At 63.5% G+C, this 20,051-nt stretch carries 17 protein-coding genes, 1 pseudogene, 1 CRISPR repeat array and 1 riboswitch; of the genes and pseudogenes, 4 read left to right on the forward strand and 14 right to left on the reverse strand.

What is annotated here, in order from left to right; genetic code table 11:
• Positions 1–20: 20 nt before the first annotated feature.
• Positions 21–116: riboswitch (cyclic di-GMP riboswitch) on the reverse strand.
• 63 nt (positions 117–179) lie between these two features.
• The 6 genes from IEX97_RS05030 to IEX97_RS05055 form a co-directional block, all read right to left on the reverse strand.
• Positions 180–923 (reverse strand): glucosamine-6-phosphate deaminase, encoded by a 744-nt coding sequence (locus tag IEX97_RS05030; RefSeq protein WP_188881516.1) that lies wholly within the window; start codon positions 921–923, stop codon positions 180–182.
• On the reverse strand, positions 920–2,152 hold the full coding sequence (locus tag IEX97_RS05035; RefSeq protein ID WP_188881517.1) for an ROK family transcriptional regulator: 1,233 nt from the start codon (positions 2,150–2,152) through the stop codon (positions 920–922). Before IEX97_RS05035 ends, IEX97_RS05030 begins: the two co-directional genes overlap by 4 nt.
• 118 nt (positions 2,153–2,270) lie before the next feature.
• Positions 2,271–3,269, reverse strand: coding sequence for a carbohydrate ABC transporter permease (locus tag IEX97_RS05040; protein ID WP_188881518.1), 999 nt, complete (start codon positions 3,267–3,269; stop codon positions 2,271–2,273).
• 54 nt (positions 3,270–3,323) lie between these two features.
• Complete coding sequence (locus tag IEX97_RS05045) at positions 3,324–4,244, reverse strand: carbohydrate ABC transporter permease (protein ID WP_188881519.1); 921 nt, start codon at positions 4,242–4,244, stop codon at positions 3,324–3,326.
• A gap of 19 nt (positions 4,245–4,263) precedes the next feature.
• Positions 4,264–5,634 carry an extracellular solute-binding protein gene (locus IEX97_RS05050; protein ID WP_188881520.1) on the reverse strand — a complete coding sequence of 457 codons (1,371 nt, stop codon included), beginning with the start codon at positions 5,632–5,634 and terminating at the stop codon, positions 4,264–4,266.
• Between the two features lie 113 nt (positions 5,635–5,747).
• Entirely contained in the window at positions 5,748–7,067 is a 1,320-nt protein-coding gene (locus IEX97_RS05055; protein ID WP_188881521.1) for a family 4 glycosyl hydrolase, read from the reverse strand.
• Between the two features lie 681 nt (positions 7,068–7,748).
• Positions 7,749–9,618: direct repeats of the CRISPR family, unit length 37 nt; unit sequence GTTGATCCGCGGACGAAGTCTGCGGCCCCATTGAAGC.
• A gap of 342 nt (positions 9,619–9,960) precedes the next feature.
• On the opposite strand from IEX97_RS05055, the gene IEX97_RS05060 reads away from it, so the two are divergent.
• On the forward strand, positions 9,961–10,227 hold the full coding sequence (locus IEX97_RS05060; protein ID WP_188881522.1) for a hypothetical protein: 267 nt from the start codon (positions 9,961–9,963) through the stop codon (positions 10,225–10,227).
• Here the strand turns inward: IEX97_RS05060 and IEX97_RS05065 are convergent.
• The 6 genes from IEX97_RS05065 to IEX97_RS05090 all read right to left on the reverse strand — a co-directional run bounded on the left by IEX97_RS05065 (position 10,217) and on the right by IEX97_RS05090 (position 14,843).
• Positions 10,217–10,729 carry a GNAT family N-acetyltransferase gene (locus IEX97_RS05065; protein WP_188881523.1) on the reverse strand — a complete coding sequence of 171 codons (513 nt, stop codon included), beginning with the start codon at positions 10,727–10,729 and terminating at the stop codon, positions 10,217–10,219. The genes IEX97_RS05060 and IEX97_RS05065 overlap by 11 nt on opposite strands.
• 66 nt (positions 10,730–10,795) lie before the next feature.
• Positions 10,796–11,947, reverse strand: coding sequence for an ABC transporter permease (locus tag IEX97_RS05070; protein ID WP_188881524.1), 1,152 nt, complete (start codon positions 11,945–11,947; stop codon positions 10,796–10,798).
• A gap of 15 nt (positions 11,948–11,962) precedes the next feature.
• Entirely contained in the window at positions 11,963–12,955 is a 993-nt protein-coding gene (locus IEX97_RS05075; protein WP_188881525.1) for an ABC transporter ATP-binding protein, read from the reverse strand.
• A 31-nt stretch (positions 12,956–12,986) separates the two neighbouring features.
• Positions 12,987–13,715 carry a hypothetical protein gene (locus tag IEX97_RS05080; RefSeq protein WP_188881526.1) on the reverse strand — a complete coding sequence of 243 codons (729 nt, stop codon included), beginning with the start codon at positions 13,713–13,715 and terminating at the stop codon, positions 12,987–12,989.
• Positions 13,693–14,451, reverse strand: a complete 759-nt coding sequence (locus IEX97_RS05085) for an ABC transporter ATP-binding protein (protein WP_188881527.1) — start codon at positions 14,449–14,451, stop codon at positions 13,693–13,695. Before IEX97_RS05085 ends, IEX97_RS05080 begins: the two co-directional genes overlap by 23 nt.
• Entirely contained in the window at positions 14,448–14,843 is a 396-nt protein-coding gene (locus tag IEX97_RS05090) for a GntR family transcriptional regulator (RefSeq protein WP_188881528.1), read from the reverse strand. The genes IEX97_RS05085 and IEX97_RS05090 overlap by 4 nt, the downstream gene beginning before the upstream one ends.
• A gap of 233 nt (positions 14,844–15,076) precedes the next feature.
• Between IEX97_RS05090 and IEX97_RS05095 the strand changes: the two genes are divergently transcribed.
• Positions 15,077–15,634 carry a DoxX family membrane protein gene (locus tag IEX97_RS05095; protein ID WP_188881529.1) on the forward strand — a complete coding sequence of 186 codons (558 nt, stop codon included), beginning with the start codon at positions 15,077–15,079 and terminating at the stop codon, positions 15,632–15,634.
• A 208-nt stretch (positions 15,635–15,842) separates the two neighbouring features.
• Positions 15,843–16,265: a universal stress protein gene (locus IEX97_RS05100; RefSeq protein WP_188881530.1), complete on the forward strand. Its 423-nt coding sequence runs from the start codon at positions 15,843–15,845 to the stop codon at positions 16,263–16,265.
• Here the strand turns inward: IEX97_RS05100 and IEX97_RS05105 are convergent.
• Entirely contained in the window at positions 16,258–16,899 is a 642-nt protein-coding gene (locus tag IEX97_RS05105) for an O-acetyl-ADP-ribose deacetylase (protein ID WP_188881531.1), read from the reverse strand. The genes IEX97_RS05100 and IEX97_RS05105 overlap by 8 nt on opposite strands.
• 173 nt (positions 16,900–17,072) lie before the next feature.
• Here IEX97_RS05105 and IEX97_RS05110 point away from each other — a divergent pair, with 173 nt between their 5' ends.
• Positions 17,073–18,911 (forward strand): B12-binding domain-containing radical SAM protein, encoded by a 1,839-nt coding sequence (locus IEX97_RS05110; protein WP_188881532.1) that lies wholly within the window; start codon positions 17,073–17,075, stop codon positions 18,909–18,911.
• On the opposite strand, the pseudogene IEX97_RS13525 reads toward IEX97_RS05110, so the two are convergent.
• Positions 18,884–20,038: pseudogene (locus IEX97_RS13525) on the reverse strand (sugar efflux transporter); the annotation flags it as partial. The gene IEX97_RS05110 and the pseudogene IEX97_RS13525 overlap by 28 nt on opposite strands.
• Positions 20,039–20,051: the final 13 nt, after the last annotated feature.

The raw sequence follows: 20,051 nt of genomic DNA on the forward strand, positions 1-20,051 counted from the left end.
TTATCCCGTAAGACCCCCACGGTGGCAACCCGGCGATCATAGGTGCGCAAACGATGCACACCCTTAGACCCGTAGCTTTGCGTCCCAGCGTTTCCACTGGTTTGCCCTGAGACACTGTTGGTCTTCGTATATGGTTTCGTATGATTGACGTTCATTGTATCCCTATTGTGACGGCTTCTTCAACCATTTTCAACAGTTTTCCCACGTATCTTCTGCGCCGCCGCCGTATCGAGCAGCACCGTCACGTCGCGGTGCAGCTGCAAGAGACTCGCCGGCAACCGGGTGGTGATGGGGCCGGTCAGCGCCCGCGCCACCACCTCCGCCTTCTGCTCGCCAAACGCCAGGAGCACAACCCGCTCTGCGCGCAAGATGCCGCCGACACCCATGGTGATGGCCCGGCGCGGCACCTCGCCGGGGTCACGGAAGAAACGCGCATTGCTCCGGATGGTCGTCTCGGACAGTTCGACAAGGTGCGTTTCCGCCACCAGCTCATCCCCCGGTTCGTTGAAACCAATGTGCCCATTCAGACCAATGCCGAGGAACTGCAGGTGCACAGGGTGTGTGGCCAAAAGCCGGTCGTAACGACGGCACTCGGCGGCAAGGTCCGGCGCGCACCCGTCGGGGATGTGGGCACGCGCGCCATCCCACGGAACGTGCCGGTACAGGTGCTCGCGCATGAATCCGGCGCAGCTCTGCGGGTGTTCTGCGCCGAGCCCTACGTACTCGTCGAGGTTGATGGCCCACGCCCGTGAAAGATCAAGACCTTGGCGCACCGCCTGAACCAGCGCCTTGTAAAACGGGATCATGGTCCCGCCCGTCGCCAATCCGAGCACCGGTTCCGCATACACCGCCGCGGTCTGCTCGACGAGCGCCACCGCATACGCGGCTGCAGCGTCCGGCGTGTCAAACACGCGTATCCTCATCGTCCGTCTCCTCCTTCGCACTCCCGCATGAGCCCTGCCCGTTCTTTTCTCCCGGTCCAACGCAATTCATCCGCCGCCAGGAAGACCGTGGCCGCCGCACCAAGCGCGGCCGAGTCTTCCCCCAGACCGGCGAGTTCAATCGGACATGATACGGGCGACAAGCGGGCGACGTGCGCACGCACAGGTTCCAGCAGCGCCGATCCCGCCTGTGCCACGCCGCCCCCGAGCAAGACCAGGTCCGGGTTGAGCAGGGTGATCATGTTCGCAATCGAAAACGACAGAAACAGGATGGCCCGCCCAATCACTTGCTGCGCGATGACGTCTCCCGCTTTCGCTGCGGCAAACAACTCCTCCGCGGTCATGCGGCGCGGATGCTCCTCCACCGCGGCACGCATCGTCAACGCGACCTGTTCCATCCCGAGCCCGGATGCGGCCGACTCCAGGGGGCCGAACTCGTGCAACGTCCGCCGCCTGTCGGCGAGCAGCGGATCGACGTGCAGATGGCCGATCTCTCCGGCCGATCCGCCGGCGCCCCGATACACTTCTCCATTCAGGATGAGCCCCGCGCCGATCCCGGTGCCGATGGCCACCAGGACGACATTCTGCAGACCTTGTGCGGCGCCGAGCCACCGCTCCCCGATGACCCCCATGTTCACATCGTTGTCGATGAAGACGGGGCCGGGCAGCGGATCGAAAAATTGGACGGCATCAAAATCGACCAGGCCGAGGCTGGGGGAATTGAGGACAACACCCCGCGCGGTGTCGGTGACCCCGGGGAAACCAATCCCGGTCCCGAGCAGTTTTTCCCGTGCCACCCCGGTCCGGGCCAAAAACGCTTTGACCCGTTCCAAGATGGCGGCAAGGGGATGTTCGTCGCCCGCACGCGTGGGGAACTTCTCCCGTGCGACGACATGCCCGGCCAAATCGGTGAGGACGACGATGGTGTTGGTCCCGCCGATGTCGACGCCGAGGGCGAACTTGGCATCGGGCACGTAGTGCAGATACTGGGGCGGCCGCCCGCCTTGGGCGGTGGACTGGCCGTTGGCGCCTTCCCGGATGCGCCCTTCTTGAATGAGTTCATCCACGATGGCCGAGACGGTGGACCGGCTCATCTTCAGGACGCGGGCCACACGCGCCCGGGACATCGGACCGTATTCTTTGATCAGGTGAAGCACGCTCATCCGATTGGCCTGGCGGATGCCCGCAGGCGTCTCCTTCACAAACCGCATGCACAAAAGCCTCCCTGGTGAACGTGTCGTGGTCTTGGCCGCGCGGACGCCGCCATGGGACATCCGCGGGGCGCCCGCGTGGAGGAAGACCTTTGGCGCGGACCTCGTCCACCTTCCGTCAGCCTTTGACCCCGCCTGCGGTCATGCCGCTGACAATATAACGGTACAAGAGCAGCGAGATGGCCACCGGCGGCAGAGAAGCGATGAACCCGCCTGCCGTCATCAAACCCCAGTCCATTCCGTGTTTGCCGATAAACTCGGAGATGGCAATCGGCAGGGTCTTGGACGCGTACGTTTGGGTGAAGGCGTTGGCAAACATGAACTCGTCCCACGCGCCGAGCAGCGTGAAGATGGCGGTGGCGGCAATGCCCGGCAGCGACAGGGGGAGCACCACCTGAAACATGGCGCGCAGCCGGTTGCATCCGTCCACGTAGGACGCCTCTTCCAGTTCCAGCGGAATGGTCTGGAAGTAACCGGCCAACAGCCAAATGACAAACGGCAGCGAAAACGTCGTGTACGCGATGACCAGTGCCCAGACCGTATCCAGCAAGGGCGGCGATTGGTACAACACGACCCCGGTGAACGGGAGGTCGATTTGCACCCCGTTGCGCATCATGACGTACATGGGCACGAGAATGCTGATGGAGGGCAGGATCTGCATCGCCAACACCGCAAACAAGCTCGTCATGCGGAGCGGGAACCGGATGCGAGCAAATGCGTAAGCAGCAAACACCCCGATGACCATGGAAAAGACCGTGGTCCAAACCGCCACGGTGACGCTGTTGCGGATGGCGTGGATGAAATCCCCCGCGCCTGCGCCCGTGAACAACCGAACGTAGTTATCGAGCGTCACCCGGTGCGGTACCAGGTGACCGCTGAGCAACTCCTGCTTCTCGGACAAGGAAGACGTGAACAGGTACACAAACGGTGCCAACGTGAACACCGTGAGGAGGATGAGGCCCACCCAAAGATAAAACGGCGGGAAGAGGTCCGTACTGCGAGCCCGAAACCACTTGCGCCAGACCGGGTATCCCTTCCGTGCCCGCGGGCCTCGCGCATCTTCGCCTGCCGTGGTGGCACGCGCACCGTCCAAGGCGCGATCACGCTGCCGGAGCATGCTCTTCCCTCCTTCGTACTTTGCAGCGCGGCTGCCGGGGGCGACAGCCGCGGCTTACTGCGCGTCGGCGTTGCGCTTGAGCGCCCAGATGTAGACGACGATGAGCGCCAGGATGAACAGGGTGCTGAACCAGGCCATGGCCGAAGCCTTGCCGAGGTAGAAGTACCGAAACGCGTAGTTGAACGTCAAATAGGAGACCGACGTGGTCGGATCGCCCGTGAAGACGGTCAGGATGTCGTAGACGCGGAAGGCGCCCATCAGACGCAGGACCAGCGCCACGAGGATGGACGGCATCAACTGCGGAATGGTCACGTAGCGCAGCTTCTTCCAGAAACCCGCTCCGTCCATCATGGCGGATTCGTACAGTTCACCCGGGATGGATTGCAGGCCCGCCAGCAAGATCAAGGTCATAAACGGCGTCATCTTCCAGATGTCCGCCACCGCGACGAAGTTCATGATGCCGGCGGAACTGCCCAGCCACACCGGGTCCTGGTGCGGGCCCAGGATGTGCAGCCCGTGCAAGATCACGCTCAACGCGCCGAAGCCCGGCTGGTAAATCCAGTCCCACAACAAGCCGTTGACCAGGGTCAACAGCGCCCACGGAATGATGATGATGGCCCGGAAGAACGTCCGCCCGGGAAACATTTGATGGAGCAGCAACGCGCTGAAAAACCCAAACACCAGTTCGGCCGCCACCGAAACGACCGTGAAGTACACCGTCCGGTCAAACGCAACCCAAAAATCGCTGCTGGCCAGGATCTCCTGATAGTTGCGCAAACCGATGAACCGCGTCGGCGTGCCATCGAGCAGGTTGTAGTGATAGAAACTCCAGACCGCCGACTCGTAGATGGGCACCACGAAGATCTTGGCCAGCACGTAGACCGTCGGCAGGAGGAAGAGGGCGGCGAGCCCCCAGTCCCGCCACTGCCTCCTGGTGATGGTGAACCGGTGTTTCTGATTCGTCCGGGTTGCCATCTGCGCCGCCACCCAAGCCTCAGCTGTTTTCGTTCTGGATGGCCTGCTCAATCTTCGCCGCGGCCTTCTGCAGGGCCTTATCCGGAGCCATCTGACCGCTGAGCGCGCTGTGCAAGGCGCTGGCGAGCGTGTCCGACCAGTTCACGTAACCTGGGGCGTTGGGCCGGTTGATGCCGTACTGGAACTGCGCTTGTATCTTGGCCAGCGTGTGGGACGTATCGGCCTTTTTGAGCGCGGGATCGTTGTACAGCGACTTCAAGGACGGGTACTGCCCTTCTTGTTGGAACTCGGCCAGCTGGTATTCGCGGCTGCCAATCCATTTCAAAAACGCCAACGCCGCCTCCTTGTGCTTGCTGTTTTGCATGATGGCCACACCTTCGGATCCCGTGCAGCTGGCCGAGACGACGTTCCCCTCACCCGGCAGCAGACCGACGTCCGCTTGACCGACGATCTTGGATTGCGACGGGTCGTTGACCTGCGGGAAGACGCCCTCCCAGTTGCTCATCATCGCAATCTTGCCCGCCTCAAACGCGTTCAAGACGTCCTGTTCCGTCCACTGCAGGCTGGCTGGATCGACCGTTTTGTCCTTCATCAGTTGCACCATGAACTGCAGCGCCTTCAAACCCCCGCCCTTGTCGAACGCCGGATGCCCGTTTTTGTCGAAGAACTGGCCGCCGAACGCACCCACCATACCGACGTAGTCGCAGGTGAGGCTCTCCGCCTGTTTCCAAGACCACCCTGAGGCGTAAATCCCCTTGGGCCCGAGCTTCTTTTGAATGATGAGCGAGTCTTGCCGAAATTCGTCCCAGGTGCGCGGCGGGTGTGTGATGTCGGCTTCATGCAGGAGCTTGTTGTTCCAGTAGAAGTGTTTCGTGCTCGAGTACCAGGGCATGGCCATCAGATGACCCTGGTACGTCACCGAACCGAGGGAGGACGGTGTGAACCCGTCTTGCACCTGCTTCGGGATCACGTGCGTCAGGTCCACCGCGATGTGGCCTTGGTAGTATTGGCCCGCCCAGATGGTGTCCATCTCGACGACGTCGATGTCGGACGTGTTGGCCATGGCGGCCGTCATGACCTTGTCGTACAGGTTGTTGTACGCCACGCCAAGTTCTCTGACCTTGATTCCGGTCTCTTTGGTGAACTGTTTGAGCAGTTTGGCCTTGGGGCCGTTCGGGCCGTTGGTGTCTGTCCACAACACCGTGATGGTCTGCCCCTTGAGCGACGGATCGGAGGTCTTGTTCCAATCCAGGCCGTTCGCATTGGCGCCCGTCTTTTGCGATCCGCCGCTGTTCCCGCCCCCAGGCGCCGGCGGCGCGCCGCCGCAACCGCTGACCGTCAGCACCAATCCGGCGGCTGCCGCCGCCATCCACGTGACTCGCCGTGTCATGTTCATAACCCCCTGTTGCTGCTTTCTCTTTTTGTTTGATTGGGATCTCCTTTTTCGGTAAAAGTATGCCCGCGCCCAAGGCGCATTCCTTTGCACCAAACCGGCTGAGCCGGTCATCCGGACTGCGCCCGGTCTTGACGAAACTGGGGCAGGTACGGCGCATGCACGTCGAGCAGCTCGGCGAGCGTCTTCTCAGCCGCCGAGATGCTGTCCACCACCGGATCGACCAAGAGCGCCTGCATCGCCAACCGGCGGTCTCCGTGGACGGCCGCTTCCACCGCCAGCCGTTGCACGTGCACTTGCGCGCTGCACAGTGCGGCGATGCCGGGCGGCAAATCACCCATGGTCAGCCCCTGCACACCGAAACCGCTTACCAATGCGGGCACCTCGACAATCGCGTCGCTCGGCAAGTTGGTGATGCAGCCGCGATTGGGTATGTTCACGGCCAAAACATACTCGTTCCGGTTTTCGGTGATGGCGCGGATGATAGGAAACGCCAGTTCCCCGGACGGCTTCGTCAACAGGTCCCCCAACGGTTCTTCGCCAGCGGCCATGCGGCGAATGCGCTCCCACGTCCATTTGCGGTGCCGGTCGGCTGCCGCAAAGTCGTATCCTTCGAGACCGGTCAACTCCCAGGCATAGGGCAGGTACTCGCCGATATGGTCGTCCGTAGGCGCCGGCCAATAGCCAAAGTGGCGGAACATGGCGCGCGAAAGCGGATCGGGGCCGAAGATCCCCGGTGCATCGGGCGGCAAGGCGGCCTCCTTTTCCCGCAACAACGGATACAAGTCCTCCCCCGTGTGGCGATCCCGGATGTCGAGCAGCCACACGAGATGATTGACGCCCGCCGCCTTGACGTCCAAGTCCTCCCCGCGCCGTCCCAGGATTTCCGCCACCCTGTCCCGGCCCATGAACACGCCGTGGCACAACCCGACGGTGCGGATGGACGTGTACTTGCTGACCGCCATGCAGATGCGGCTCTCCGGGTTTGAAAAGTTGATGAGGTATGCGTTCGGGCACAATTCCTCCATGTCGCGGCAGATGTCGAGGATGATGGGAATGTTGCGCAGGGCGTGCGATAACCCGCCCGGGCCGCCGTTCTCGCCGAGCACCTGGCGAATGCCGTGCCGGCGCGGAATCTCCCAGTCGAGACGCCACAGTTCATCCCGGCGCACCGCGACGGACGTGATGACAAAGTCGGCCTCCGGCAGGGCGCGCCGGCGGTCGGTGGTCCCCTCGATGATGAGCCCCGTGCCCGCCTCGTCGTTCATGCGCCGGGCGAGCCTGGTCATCAGTTCAAGGTTGGTCTCGTCCACATCCACCAATATCAGTTGGCTGCCCCGCAACTCCGGCATCTGCATCGCATCACGGAGAGAACCTGGACCGAACGAAACACTGCCGGCGCCGATGACCACAATCTTGACCGGCCGCACACCACCCGCTCCTTCCCAGCCACCGCGGAGACGCCGCCGGCCCCTCAGGTCCCCTCTCGGCCCGTGCCCCCGCAGCGACCTGCGATGTTCGTTTGTCGTGTTCGTTTTGGTGTGTTCGTTTTGGGATCGAACAAACCTGACTTAAGTATAACATAAACTTTCAGAAGACCTCAATCCGTCGGGGTAGACAAAAGGCATGGTAAGTTGTGTCGGATCTGCCGTCATGAACCGAACGCCAGCGAATTAGAACCAGCGTACTAGAAAAGCGTTCGGCATCCACGATGTGAGCACAGCAATCCGTGATCGTCAATCCTGTTCGGCAGCCTGTCGACGTACGTGGTGCTGTAGGTTAGGAATGGGCAGCAAAGTTTACGATGAAGTGATTTGCTGCTGGGTAATGGCTGAGCGGCGTGACATTTTGGGGCATGGGATGATCCAGACCGCGGGAGAATTACGGCATAAAGGAAGACGGCTTTCAAACTACGCAGCTTTGCGCGAACCCTGTGTGACGGCGAAATACCGGGGGTTTCGCGCATTCCTGGAAACCCGCATGATATCTGGATTTTTTGCTTCGGAGCGGCTACAATGAGGGCGTCTGCAACGGTTGAGGTGCATGTATTCTTGAGGGGTTCGCGGAAATCGGCTGAGATTCCGCGTCATGACTGGGGTGGCTCGGGAAGAGTTGATCCGCGGACGAAGTCTGCGGCCCCATTGAAGCGCACATTGACTTGTTGGGTTACAACTCTGAGATTTGGTTGATCCGCGGACGAAGTCTGCGGCCCCATTGAAGCTGGCATTGGATCGTACTTCGCTGCCGCCGGACGCCGGTTGATCCGCGGACGAAGTCTGCGGCCCCATTGAAGCTCGTACCACTCAGCCCATTCGGTCGTCAGCTTAGCCAGTTGATCCGCGGACGAAGTCTGCGGCCCCATTGAAGCCGGCCCTGGTGTGATGACACCGACGCCCGTCAGGTCGTTGATCCGCGGACGAAGTCTGCGGCCCCATTGAAGCCTTCAGAGCCTTCTCCGCGATAGCAATCTCCGGGAGTTGATCCGCGGACGAAGTCTGCGGCCCCATTGAAGCGGATGCACCGTCACGGTCACACCGCGGATGCGGTCGAGTTGATCCGCGGACGAAGTCTGCGGCCCCATTGAAGCGCAGCACGAAGTGGTATGTCGAGCCGCCGGAGGACGGGTTGATCCGCGGACGAAGTCTGCGGCCCCATTGAAGCGATTTTCGGTATCATACCATTTACTAACAGCGTAAGTTGATCCGCGGACGAAGTCTGCGGCCCCATTGAAGCTTACGACGGGAATCGGTTTGTTTCCGAACCACAAGACGTTGATCCGCGGACGAAGTCTGCGGCCCCATTGAAGCGTACACGTCATGGAAAAAGCGGTCGTACATCTCCGTGTTGATCCGCGGACGAAGTCTGCGGCCCCATTGAAGCCCCAACGGCCTCCGCGCCCCGCTCGCGCAGGCTGCCGTTGATCCGCGGACGAAGTCTGCGGCCCCATTGAAGCGTTGATGTTTGCCATGTACAGGTCACCTCTCATCAGATTCGTTGATCCGCGGACGAAGTCTGCGGCCCCATTGAAGCTTCCAGAGCCCCGCATGGCAGAACGCCCCGACGTGTTGATCCGCGGACGAAGTCTGCGGCCCCATTGAAGCGCCAATGGCGTCAATCCAGTTGTCGATTTTGCGTTGGTTGATCCGCGGACGAAGTCTGCGGCCCCATTGAAGCCTGCAGGCCACACATACAAGCACGCTGACCATTACCTCGTTGATCCGCGGACGAAGTCTGCGGCCCCATTGAAGCAAGGCTGTCGGAACGCGTAACAATGACACGGCCGCAAGTTGATCCGCGGACGAAGTCTGCGGCCCCATTGAAGCCCACAGCGGGCCGGCCCGGAGCCGTTCTTGCGCCTGCGTTGATCCGCGGACGAAGTCTGCGGCCCCATTGAAGCCCGCCCCCGGCGGAACGTCCTCCATGACCGCTTACTGCGTTGATCCGCGGACGAAGTCTGCGGCCCCATTGAAGCTTCGGAAACGGGAGCATGCCGGGTGGTGTGCTCAAGGTTGATCCGCGGACGAAGTCTGCGGCCCCATTGAAGCACTGTCTCCACGCACCAGTACCATGTGTGCACGGGCGACGTTGATCCGCGGACGAAGTCTGCGGCCCCATTGAAGCATCCAATGGTGTCAAGCGGGCGAATGGGATTCCGCGTTGATCCGCGGACGAAGTCTGCGGCCCCATTGAAGCTCCATTTTCCGCAGCCTCCCATCTGCGTATTTCCGTTGATCCGCGGACGAAGTCTGCGGCCCCATTGAAGCTTTGTTACGTGACCTCTCATCAGCGATGAACACCTCGTTGATCCGCGGACGAAATCTGCGGCCCCATTGAAGCCTCGTGTGGTGATAGTGCCTACGTAGTGCTCTTCGTGTTGATCCGCGGACGAAGTCTGCGGCCCCATTGAAGCGCGAAGGACCAGTTGAGTTGGCTGTTGAACGAAAGTTGATCCGCGGACGAAGTCTGCGGCCCCATTGAAGGAAGTAAGTGAAGCCAAGGGCTGGTCCTGCGCGTCGAGCGACCAGAAGTACCCGCCGTGCTCCGCGTCGAAGAAGTCCGGCTGCAGCACCACGTACGCCGCGTCGGCCATGTCGCGGTACGCCGCGAGAACCGCCGCCCAATCCGCAGTCGAATCCGCGGCCCTTTCTGCCACCCTGTCCGCAGCCCAGTCCGCGGCACCGCGCACCGCCCTGCCCGGCTCGTCGGCGGGGTCCACACCAGGATGTGCCACTGTGCCACTGTGCCGCCGTGCCGTCATCCGGCGCACAAAGCGGGCCCAGCATCCGCGCGCTTGCCGAAACCGTCCACAGGATGTGGGCGCAGATGACGAGCGATCGCGGCGCGCCCGCGAGCGGATCGCCGCTCGGGCCGACCGCGCCGTGGCATCCGCCCTGTGCCGCATCCCGTGCAAAGCGCAGCCAAAACGGCAGGATGTTGTGCGTCAACATGTCACGGCAGGCGTCCGCCCACGCGTACGCCCCATCCGGCATCCGTACGTTGGTGTGCATCCGCGCCGAGCGCCGCCGGTTTCATCCCGGCGGCGCCGTCCCTCCTCTCCTTTCGCCGCACGTTGGCCGGTTCAAGATTTGAGCCGCGGCGTGATCAGCCGCCGTTCGTAGAACGCCGTTGGATACTGCCCGAACATGACTTGTTCGCGGACCAGGACAAAGCCGAGCGACTCGTAGAACGTGCGCAGCTTGCTCCGCTCCGCAGCGCAGTCGAGCCGCAGGTACGCCTTGCCCCTCCGGATGGCTTCTTCACCTGCCCACGCCAGCATCGCCTGCGATACGCCCTGCTTGGCGTACGCCCGCCGTACGCTCAACTTGTGGACAAACAGCGACGTACCGGGCGCCGCCTCCGGCCAGAAGACCGGATCCTCTTCCTGCACGATGATGGTGGCTGCCGCGACCCCATCGACAAAACCCAAAAAGAGCTCGGCGTCGTGGTATTCCGCCCATACCCCCGCCGGCGACACCTGTTCTGCGGTCCACATCGGCATCCCCGCCTGTGCCAGCCACGCAGCGGCTTCGCTCAGGATGGCACAGAAGGTGTCGAGTTCGTCCGGGGATATTCTGCGTACGTCCAGGTGCATACCCAACCTGCCTCCGTGCGCCCCTCCTCCGTGCGCCGCGCGCACCCGCCGCGGGGATGGGCCGGCTTATCCGCTGACGGCCCCCCGCAAGAACCGCGGAAAGCGCCACGCCGCCAGCGCAAACGCGGCGGCGGAAAACGCGGCGAGCACAGCCACGTTCTGCCATATGGCCGCCACGTGCCCTGCGCGCAACATCACCGTCTGCATGCCCTGTTGCGCCCAATACTGTGGTGTCAAGTGGCCGATGATTTGGATGGTGTGCGGCATCATGTCGATGGGGAACCACAAGCCGCCGACCATCGCGCCGCCGAGGGCGAACAGCTGCGTCCAAGCGTTGCCTTGATTCTCGCTCTTCACCCACACCGCCACCGCCAGTCCCATGCTGGTCACGCACAGCGCCACTGCCGCCACGAGCACCGCGATGGCCAACACATCCCCCAGGTGCACGCCGTACAACAACCGCCCAAACGCCAGTAACACCGCGCACTGAACACACACTGCCATGCCGTACGGAAGCCAGGCCCCGGCCAGGTACTGCCACGGCCGCAGCCGGGTGGTCATCAGGCGCGCCGTCATCCCCAGGTCTTTATCGAGATGAAAGCGGCGCACGATGCTGATGATGGTGTAAAACGCGAACATCACGGTATACCCTGGAACGATTTGCGCCAACGCGTCGTACGTCTGCGCGTTCACCTCGACGTCCTCCACCCGTACCGGCCCGGCCAGCACCTTGGCCACGGCCGGCATCGGCAACCCATGTGCAGCCAGCGTCTTGGCCACGGCCTGCATGCGGTACGTGTTGGCCGCCTGTTCCACCGCCGCCAACACCGGCCCTGTGCTTTGATCCGATCCCGCCGCCCGGTACAACGCCACCTTGGCTGTGCCATGCGCCAACGCCCGGCCGAAGCCTTGCGGCACCACGAGCAAGAGCGACTGTCTGCCGGCAGCCACACGCGCCTTCTGGTCCGCCAAGGCGGACGCCGGTTCTTGGGAGAGCGTCAGGCCCCCGGTCTTTTTCACCGCGTCCAGAAACGCCTGCGCCGCCTTCGTCCCGTCGAGATTGACGTACGGCACCGTGATGCCCGTGCCGGACAGGTGACTGAAGACCGCGCCAAACACCAGGATGAAGACCATGGGCAAGACCAACAACCAGAATACCACGCCCCGTTCGCGCAGGAGCAGCAACCACTCCTTGCGCGTCAACGTCCATACCGCCATCCTGACCGCCTCCCTTTACGCTTCGTCGCGCAGCGACGTCCCGGTGAGCTTTAAGAACACCCGCTCCAAGGCGGGACGCACCACTTCCAGCCGCCGCACGCGCAGCCCTTGTCCACGGCAAGCCCCGGCCACTGCTTCCAACACCGCCAATGCGTCGTGGCCGGCAGTCAGCCTGTACAACCACCCGTCCCCGTCCGGCTGAGGCGGAGACGCACCGGTCACCACCGGCGGCGTCACCCCCGCAGGAGCCTCCGGGTACCCTGGCTCATCCAGTTCCAGATACACCGCAGGCTCCGCGTGCTCGCGCAGCACCGCGCTGAGCGGACCACGGGCAATGACCGCGCCGTGATCGAGGATGGCGATGTGGTCGCACAGCGCCTCGGCCTCCTCCATGTAGTGCGTGCAGTAGATGACGGTCACGCCGCGGGTTTTCATCTCGCGCACCAAGTTGAAGATGTGATAGCGCGACTGGGGATCCACGCCCACCGTCGGTTCATCCATGATGACCAGCTCCGGCTCGTGCAACAGGGCGGCCGCGATGTTCAACCGCCGCTTCATGCCGCCGGAGAAGCGCGCGACCGGTTCCCGGGCGCGGTCGGCGAGCCCCACTTGGGTGAGCACCGTCTCCATGCGGGCGGCGAGCGCCGCGCCCCGCAGCCCGGACAACCTGCCGAACAGCGCCAGGTTCTCTTGCGCGGTCAACTTGTCATACAACGTGATGGCCTGCGGGACATAGCCGATGCGGCCCGCGTCCGCGTGCCCGCCTGACACCTCGCGCCCGAACAGGCGGACCCAGCCCGCCTGTGGCCGCACCAGCCCGCACAACACCTTCATGGTGGTGGACTTGCCTGCGCCGTTGGGCCCGAGCAGGCCGAAGCACGTGCCGGCCGGAACCTCGAACGAGACACCGGCGAGCGCCACCCGCTCTCCGTACAAAACCTTCAGACCTTCCACCGCCACCGCCGGCTCGCCGGCCGCCGTCTTTGCACTGCGTGCCGTTTGCGTCATCCACCTTTTCCCTCCCGCCATGACAACCGTTTCATCTCGTTGCGCCATCACTGACACCCGCCGCCATGATGCGCACCGAAACCCCAAACACGGCCGCGGCCGCCAACCAGGTCAGGGCCAACCAAACGGGCAGCCCGGTGATCAGCACGTGAACCCACGCCGGCTCCTGTGCAGCCGCATGTTGCACCGCGATGGTGAGCCAAATCGCCGTGTCGCCAAGCAAACCGTAACATGCCCACAGCAACGGCTTCGCCAACCACCACCGCCCGTGCGTGGTGACGCCGAGAAGCAGGCCCCAGGATACCAACAACGGCGTATAGCTGGCGCAGATGAGGAAACTCTCCCATACCTGCCGGACAGTGGCATCCGCATGTTCCGGTCCGGACGCGGCCACCGCAAGCCACCAAACGCCGGCCACCAGCCAGAACAAGGCGTATAACAACAAGGCCACCGTGACCCCGCACAACCACTTCACTCCGAGCAGCCAGGAGCGCGGCACCGGCAGCGTCAGCCACCAACCGGCTGTGTGGTTCGACCACTCCCTGTGCACCAAACCGAAGGTGATGACCGTGGTGGCAAACGGCAGCATGTAGAGCAGAAACGACGGCCCGCCCAATCGGCCCCCCAACCAGCCTTCCGCCGCCAACAACAGGGCCACCAAGCCGGCGCACAGCGCCAGCACGCGCCAGTGGTGCAGCCAACGCCGCCCCAGGTTCAACCACTCGGCCTGCCATAGGTCAACGAACGTCGGGCCCGTCATGGCGCCGCCCCCTTTCAGCGAACAACCGCCGGTACACGTCCACCATCGAGCCTTGATCCGCCCGGATGTCCTCCGCCGCGCCGGCAAGCACCACCCGCCCGCCGCGCACAAACACGGCGTAGTCCAAGACGCCCTCCACCTCGCCAATCTCATGCGTGGACAAAAGCACCGTCATCTCCCGCCGGCTGGCCATCTCGATGAGCGCGGACAATATCCGCTCACGCGACAGGATGTCGATCCCGGTGAACGGCTCATCGAGGATGTACAGCGGCACCTGGCGCGCCAGGCACAATGCGAGCATCAACCGCGCCTCTTCGCCGCGCGACATGCCACTGACATCCATGGCGGGTTCCAGGTCCATCCGCACCAGCAACTCCTCTGCCACATCCCGCGCAAACCCCGGCCACAAGCGGGCAGCCCAGCGCAGCGCGTCTTCCACCCGGTGTCCCGCATACCACCGGGCGCGATCCGGCAGGTACGCGATGCGGCGCATGGCCTGCCACCCGGGCGTCTCGCCCAGCACACGCACCTCGCCGGCGTCAGGCCGAACCAGGCCGGCCAGGGTGCGAAAAAACGTGGACTTGCCGGAGCCGTTGGGGCCGAGGACGCCCGCGATGCAACCGAAGGGGATGTGAACGGTGAACCGGTCAAGGGCTGTCCGCCGTCCGTACCGCTTGGACAAATCCTGGGCTGTCACCGCATAACAGGCTCCGTTTTGCTCAGGTTCCCAAGTCATGGCGTGTCTGCGTCGCTCCTCTCCTGCAGCATACGCACGACGTCCGGCAGCGTAAAGCCGAGGCGCTCCATCTCCGCGAGGAACGCCGCCACCGCCGCTGCCGCCAGATCCCGCCGCACGGCTTCCACGCGGCCCGCGTCGCGGGTGATGTACGTGCCCTGGCTGCCGTGGCTCTCGGCCAGGCCTTCGCGCTCCAGCTCGCGGTACGCGCGCATGACCGTGTTGGGGTTGATCTGCAGCGCCTGCGCCAGTTCGCGCACGGAAGGCAGGCGGGCGCCGAGCGGCAACTCGCCGCGCGCAACGGCGCTGCGGATGTGGGCCAACACCTGTTCGTACAGCGGCTGGCCGGGGTCCAGCGAGAACCGCATGCTGCCGACATGGATCTCCTTCACGGCCTCGCCCCCTGTGTTTTATGTATTATATCACTTAATACATTTAGTGCAACGGGCGATCACCTGATCCGATTGGACCATCGGCACCCAGTCCTGCTCGCCGGTGCGGACGAATCCAACCGGGCACGCAAAACCATCGCAATGGGTCTCGCCGCCAAAGGCCGCGCGTTGGAAAATGAAGATGCAACAAGGCCCAAGGCCATCCGCCAGGGCGAACAAGGAGGCGACCAGTCATGGTCCAATGGTTGCGCAACAGCGTGGTGGCGCGTTGGTTGTTGACTGTGCTGCGCATTTGGATTGGTGTAGAATGGATCCAGGCCGCGACGGAAAAGATTGGCTCACCGGTGTGGACGGGAGCCAAGGCGGGTGTGGCGGTCAGCGGGTTCCTGCAACACGCACTGACGCTCACCGGCGGCGCCCATCCGGCGGTGCAAGGGTGGTACGGAGGATTCATCCGCAACGTCGCCCTGCCGAACGCGAAACTGTTCAGCTACCTGGTCAGCTACGGTGAACTGCTCGTCGGCATCGGACTCATCCTCGGTTGCTTCACCACCTTCGCCGCGCTGGCCGGTGTGGTGATGAACATGTCGTACCTGCTCGCCGGGACGACCAGCACCAACCCGAACATGGTCATCTGGCAGGTGCTGCTCCTGGTGGCTGGTGCGAACGCCGGATACTACGGCCTGGACTACTTCGTGCTCCCGTATGTGCGGCGCCTGTACCGTAAGTGGTTGCACATGGCGCAGGCGGAAGCTGAACTGCCCGCGCGCAAGCCGAAAATGCCGGCGTAAGACGGGTGGCCCGACGCTTCATCCCAGGTGTTGGCCCGGCCCGAACGGCCGGGTCAACACGTCCAGCTCGTCCAGCTCGTCCACCAGCTCGGAAATTCCCGTTCAGTCCCATCCGCCCCAGTCCCACTGGGTGTCAGAACCATCCGTAGCCCGCCGCGGCCAAAGACGTACGCGATGGCACTTCATCCTGACCGAGGGAGGCGTTTCGATGCGCACCATTTTGTTTGCCACCGACGGTTCCGAGTGTTCCGAGAAGGCGCAACGCGTGACGCTCGACCTGTTGACCCGCTACCCGGAGGCCCGCGTGGTGGTGCTGCATGTCATCCGCCCCATTTACCTGGGCGACGGACTCGGCTTCGCCCAGACCGCCGCCACCGACGCGGAGGAGCAATTGGCACGCGAGATTGGCCAAGAGGCGGAGCGCGCGTTCACCGATTTCGCCAGCCGCTTCGAGTACCGCACCGAGATTGGCCAACCGGCGCCGACCATCTGCGCGGTGGCGAGTGAGATTGGCGCCGACCTCATCGTCGTCGGCAGCCACGGCCGCACCGCGGTGGACCGGCTGCTGCTCGGCAGCGTGAGCAACGGGGTCGTCCACCGCGCGAAGCAGCCCGTGCTGGTCGTCAAGTGACGTCACGCCCCGTCGCTTCCGCCTCGCCGCCCGCCCGGCTCTGCTCGCCTGCGCCAGCTTGATGGCCGGCGGTGCCACGGGCGGAGAGGCACGCCGCGAGCGCTGCCCGGTAGACGGCGTGATCGGCCGCGGTGTATTGAACCAGCCGGACCTCGGCCAGGGCGCCCGGGTTGGCTTGCAAGTACGCGATCACGGCGTCCACCGCCACCCGGGACGCCCACTGGATGTCGCAGCCGAACGCGCCGGTGCTGATGGAAGGGAAGGCGATGGTCCTAAGCCCTTTTGCCGCCGCCAGCTGCAGCGAGTTGCGGTAGGCGGCGGCCAAAAGGCGCGGCGGATCCGGGTCCACACCGCAGATGGGGCCCACGACGTGGATGACGTGGCGCGCCTTGAGCCGGTACCCCTTCGTCAGCACCGGTTGCGCCGTCTCCAGATAGCGCCCGCCGAGCACCTCCTCCCGGATGCGCCGGCACTCAGCCAGCAACTCCGGCCCGGCCGCCCGGTGGATGGCACCGTCCACGCCTCCGCCGCCGAGCAAGGTTTTGTTCGCCGCATTGACAATGGCGTCCACGTCCTGCTCCGTGATGTCCCCTTGGACCAGCGTGATGAGACTGCCGAAGATGGTCGCTTGCATGCGTTCTGCCCCCTGTAGCAAGTTGGCTTCCGCCCAGCCGGCATGCCAAAATGGAGACGGAGTAGCCGAGCCAGTCCACCGCGTTGCGGCGGCGGGATGCGGCTGCGCCGAGTCGCGGTCGCGACCCAGGCGCCGCGGGCCGCCGCACCATGCCTGCGAAAGGGCGGATGGCGATGAACATCGTGTTGGCCACCCTCAACGCCAAGTACATCCATTCCTCGTTGGCCTTGCGGTACCTGCGCGCGTATGCGGAGCGGGATTTCCCGAACATCTCTTTGTGCGAATATACCATCAAGGACCCGCCGCTCGCCATCGTCGCCGACCTCTACCGCCGCCGGCCGGATGTGGCTGCGTTTTCCATTTATATCTGGAACGTCGAGGAGACCATCCCGGTCATCCGCATGCTCAAACAGGTGTTGCCGCAGGTGCGCATCGTCGTGGGCGGACCCGAGGTGTCGTACGACATCCGGGATTGGATGGAGCGCCTGCCGGAGGTGGACTTTCTCGTCTACGGCGAGGGAGAGGCGACGTTTCACCACCTGCTGACCGAGTTGGCAGGCAAGGGAGATTTCGCGCGCGTGCCCGGGATGGCATACCGCGACGGCGGCTTTGTGCGCATCAACCCGCCGCGGGAAAAGGTCGATCTCGCCCTCATCCCGAGCCCCTATCAAGACGAGGCGGACATCCGGTCGCTCGTCAACCGGATTGTGTACTTTGAAACCAGCCGGGGCTGCCCGTTCTCCTGCCAGTTCTGCCTGTCCTCCATCGAGCAGGGCGTACGCTACTTCCCGCTGGAACGCGTGCAAGAAGACCTCTTGCGCCTCATCCGCGCAGGCGTGCGCACCATCAAGTTCGTCGACCGCACGTTCAACTTGAAACGTTCGTACGCCATGGCACTGTTTCAATTTTTGATCGATCACGGTGGCGACACGGTGTTTCAGTTCGAGATCACGGGCGACATCCTGCACCCGGAGGTGGTGCGCTTTCTCACCGAGCGGGTGCCGAAAGGCAAGTTCCGATTCGAAATTGGCGTGCAGTCCACCAACGACCTGACCAACACTTTGGTGCGCCGGCGCCAGAACTTCGCCCGCCTGGCGGAGAACATCCGCGCGCTGAAGCAGGCGGGCAACATCACGCTGCACCTCGACCTCATCGCCGGGTTGCCGGAGGAAGACTACGCCTCGTTCCGCAAGACGTTCGACGACGTGTTCGCCTTGGAGCCGGAGGAGTTGCAACTGGGGTTTCTCAAACTGCTGCGCGGCACCGGATTGCGGGAACAAGCGGCCCGCTACGGGTATGTCTTCATGGACCGCGCGCCGTACGAGGTGCTCTGCAACCGCGTGCTGTCGTTCCAGGATTTGCTCGCCATCAAGCAGGTGGAGGACGTGCTCGACAAGTACTGGAACGACGGCAAGTGGCGGACCACCGTCCGGTTCCTCGTGCGGCACGTGTTCCGCAGCGGGTTCGACTTCTTCCAGGCGTTCGGCGCGTACTGGGAGGCGCAAGGATGGCAGCGCATCGGGCATCAGGTGGAGGACTTGGGCCGGCGCTTGCTCGCGTTTGTCCGCGACCACTGCGGTCCGCAGGCGGCGGAGTTGGCGGAGGCACTGCTCATCTACGACTTTTTGCGCGCGTACCGGACGCGCCCGCACAACATCTGGTGGGAGAAGCGCCTGGACAAGCACGGGCGCGCCGAGGTGGCGCGCTTGGCCTTGCGCGATCCCGAGCGCCTGTTCGGCCCGGCATTCGCCGCACTCGGGTTGACGGAGCAGGACCTGGAGAAACACGTCCTGTTCGAGTTGCTGCCGTACCGGTTCGACCCGTCGCGTCCCGACGAGCCGCCGGTGCAGGAACCGTGTTTGCTGGCCGTGTACTACCGCCCGGGCCTCGCCAAGGGCGAGACGCCACCGGCGTTCCTGGCACCGCTGTCTTCCTGGGATTTACCCGGTTGGCACCGCCATAAGATGGCGAACGCCACCAACGCGACTGCGAAACAAACCCAGTTGGCGTGACGAAAGCCCATCATCTGGCCCAGGATGCCGCCGCCCAAGTTGCCCAACAGCCCGCCGATGGTGGAGCTGTTCGAATAGAGCGAAGTGGCGACCCCGGGCGATTCAGGCAGAAGCCCGGTAAAATAGCTGATGCCGTTGCCCATGAGCATCGCCACAAACGCGGCTTGCAGAAGTTGCGCCACGAGCACTTCCCACGGACGCGTCGCGATCGCAAGCACGGCAAAATACATCATCGCCAACAGACCGCTCGCCATGATGAAGACATGATTCGATACCTTCCTGCCCAAGGCCCCGAGCCAGAGCATGAACGGAATTTCCAAGCCGGCGCAGACACTGACCACCAGGCCCACGTCCGTATGCGTGCCGTGCAACACATGGACGATCAACAACGGTGTGTTGATGGCGTTCACGAAGTTGACCGTAAACAGCAAGGTGCACGCGATGACCGGCCAGAGGATGTGCCAGCTGCGGATAGATGGCGCGGCTCCCCGGTGCTGCGGTGCCTGTGTTCGACGGGATACCTGATTTGGATTCGGTAAAAACAGGAGCACCGAGAGCGCGACGAGCACATACATGAAGGACGTGCTCAAAAACAGGCCGGGATAGCCCGCCAAACCCAACACCAAGGTACCCGCCAACGGCCCCAGCATGAAACCGAGTGAGAACAACGACCGCAACGCGGACATGGCGAACGTACGGTCTTCCGTGTTGCTGGCCTGGATGGCTTCATGCGTGTACGCATACATCTGCGGGATGACGGCGGCCCCGAACCCGTTCAAGATGCTCACGGTCACCAACAACGCCCCGTATTGACGGAAGGCCAAATACGAGGCAAACCCCAGTGCCGATGAAAACGCCGCGGCCACAATCAACCCTTTGCGATTCAGGCCACGGTCGGAGCGTTTGGCGATGAGCGAGTTGGCCACCACGCCGCTGATCCGCGTCACCGCCATGAACAAGCCGAACGCGGCGGCGGTCATGCCGAGGCTCTCTGTGCAGTACAGCGGCAGATACGGGGACGTGACGGAAAACCCTGTGCCAATGAGCAGCATGCACGCCACAAGCACACGGTAGCCTGGTATGGAAAAGAGATTCGTGATCCTGCTCACCCATGTTGGCCCCCTCATACGCCCTTCATGA

This window comes from Paenalicyclobacillus cellulosilyticus (assembly GCF_014647315.1).
Lineage (GTDB): Bacteria > Bacillota > Bacilli > Alicyclobacillales > Alicyclobacillaceae > Alicyclobacillus_J > Alicyclobacillus_J cellulosilyticus.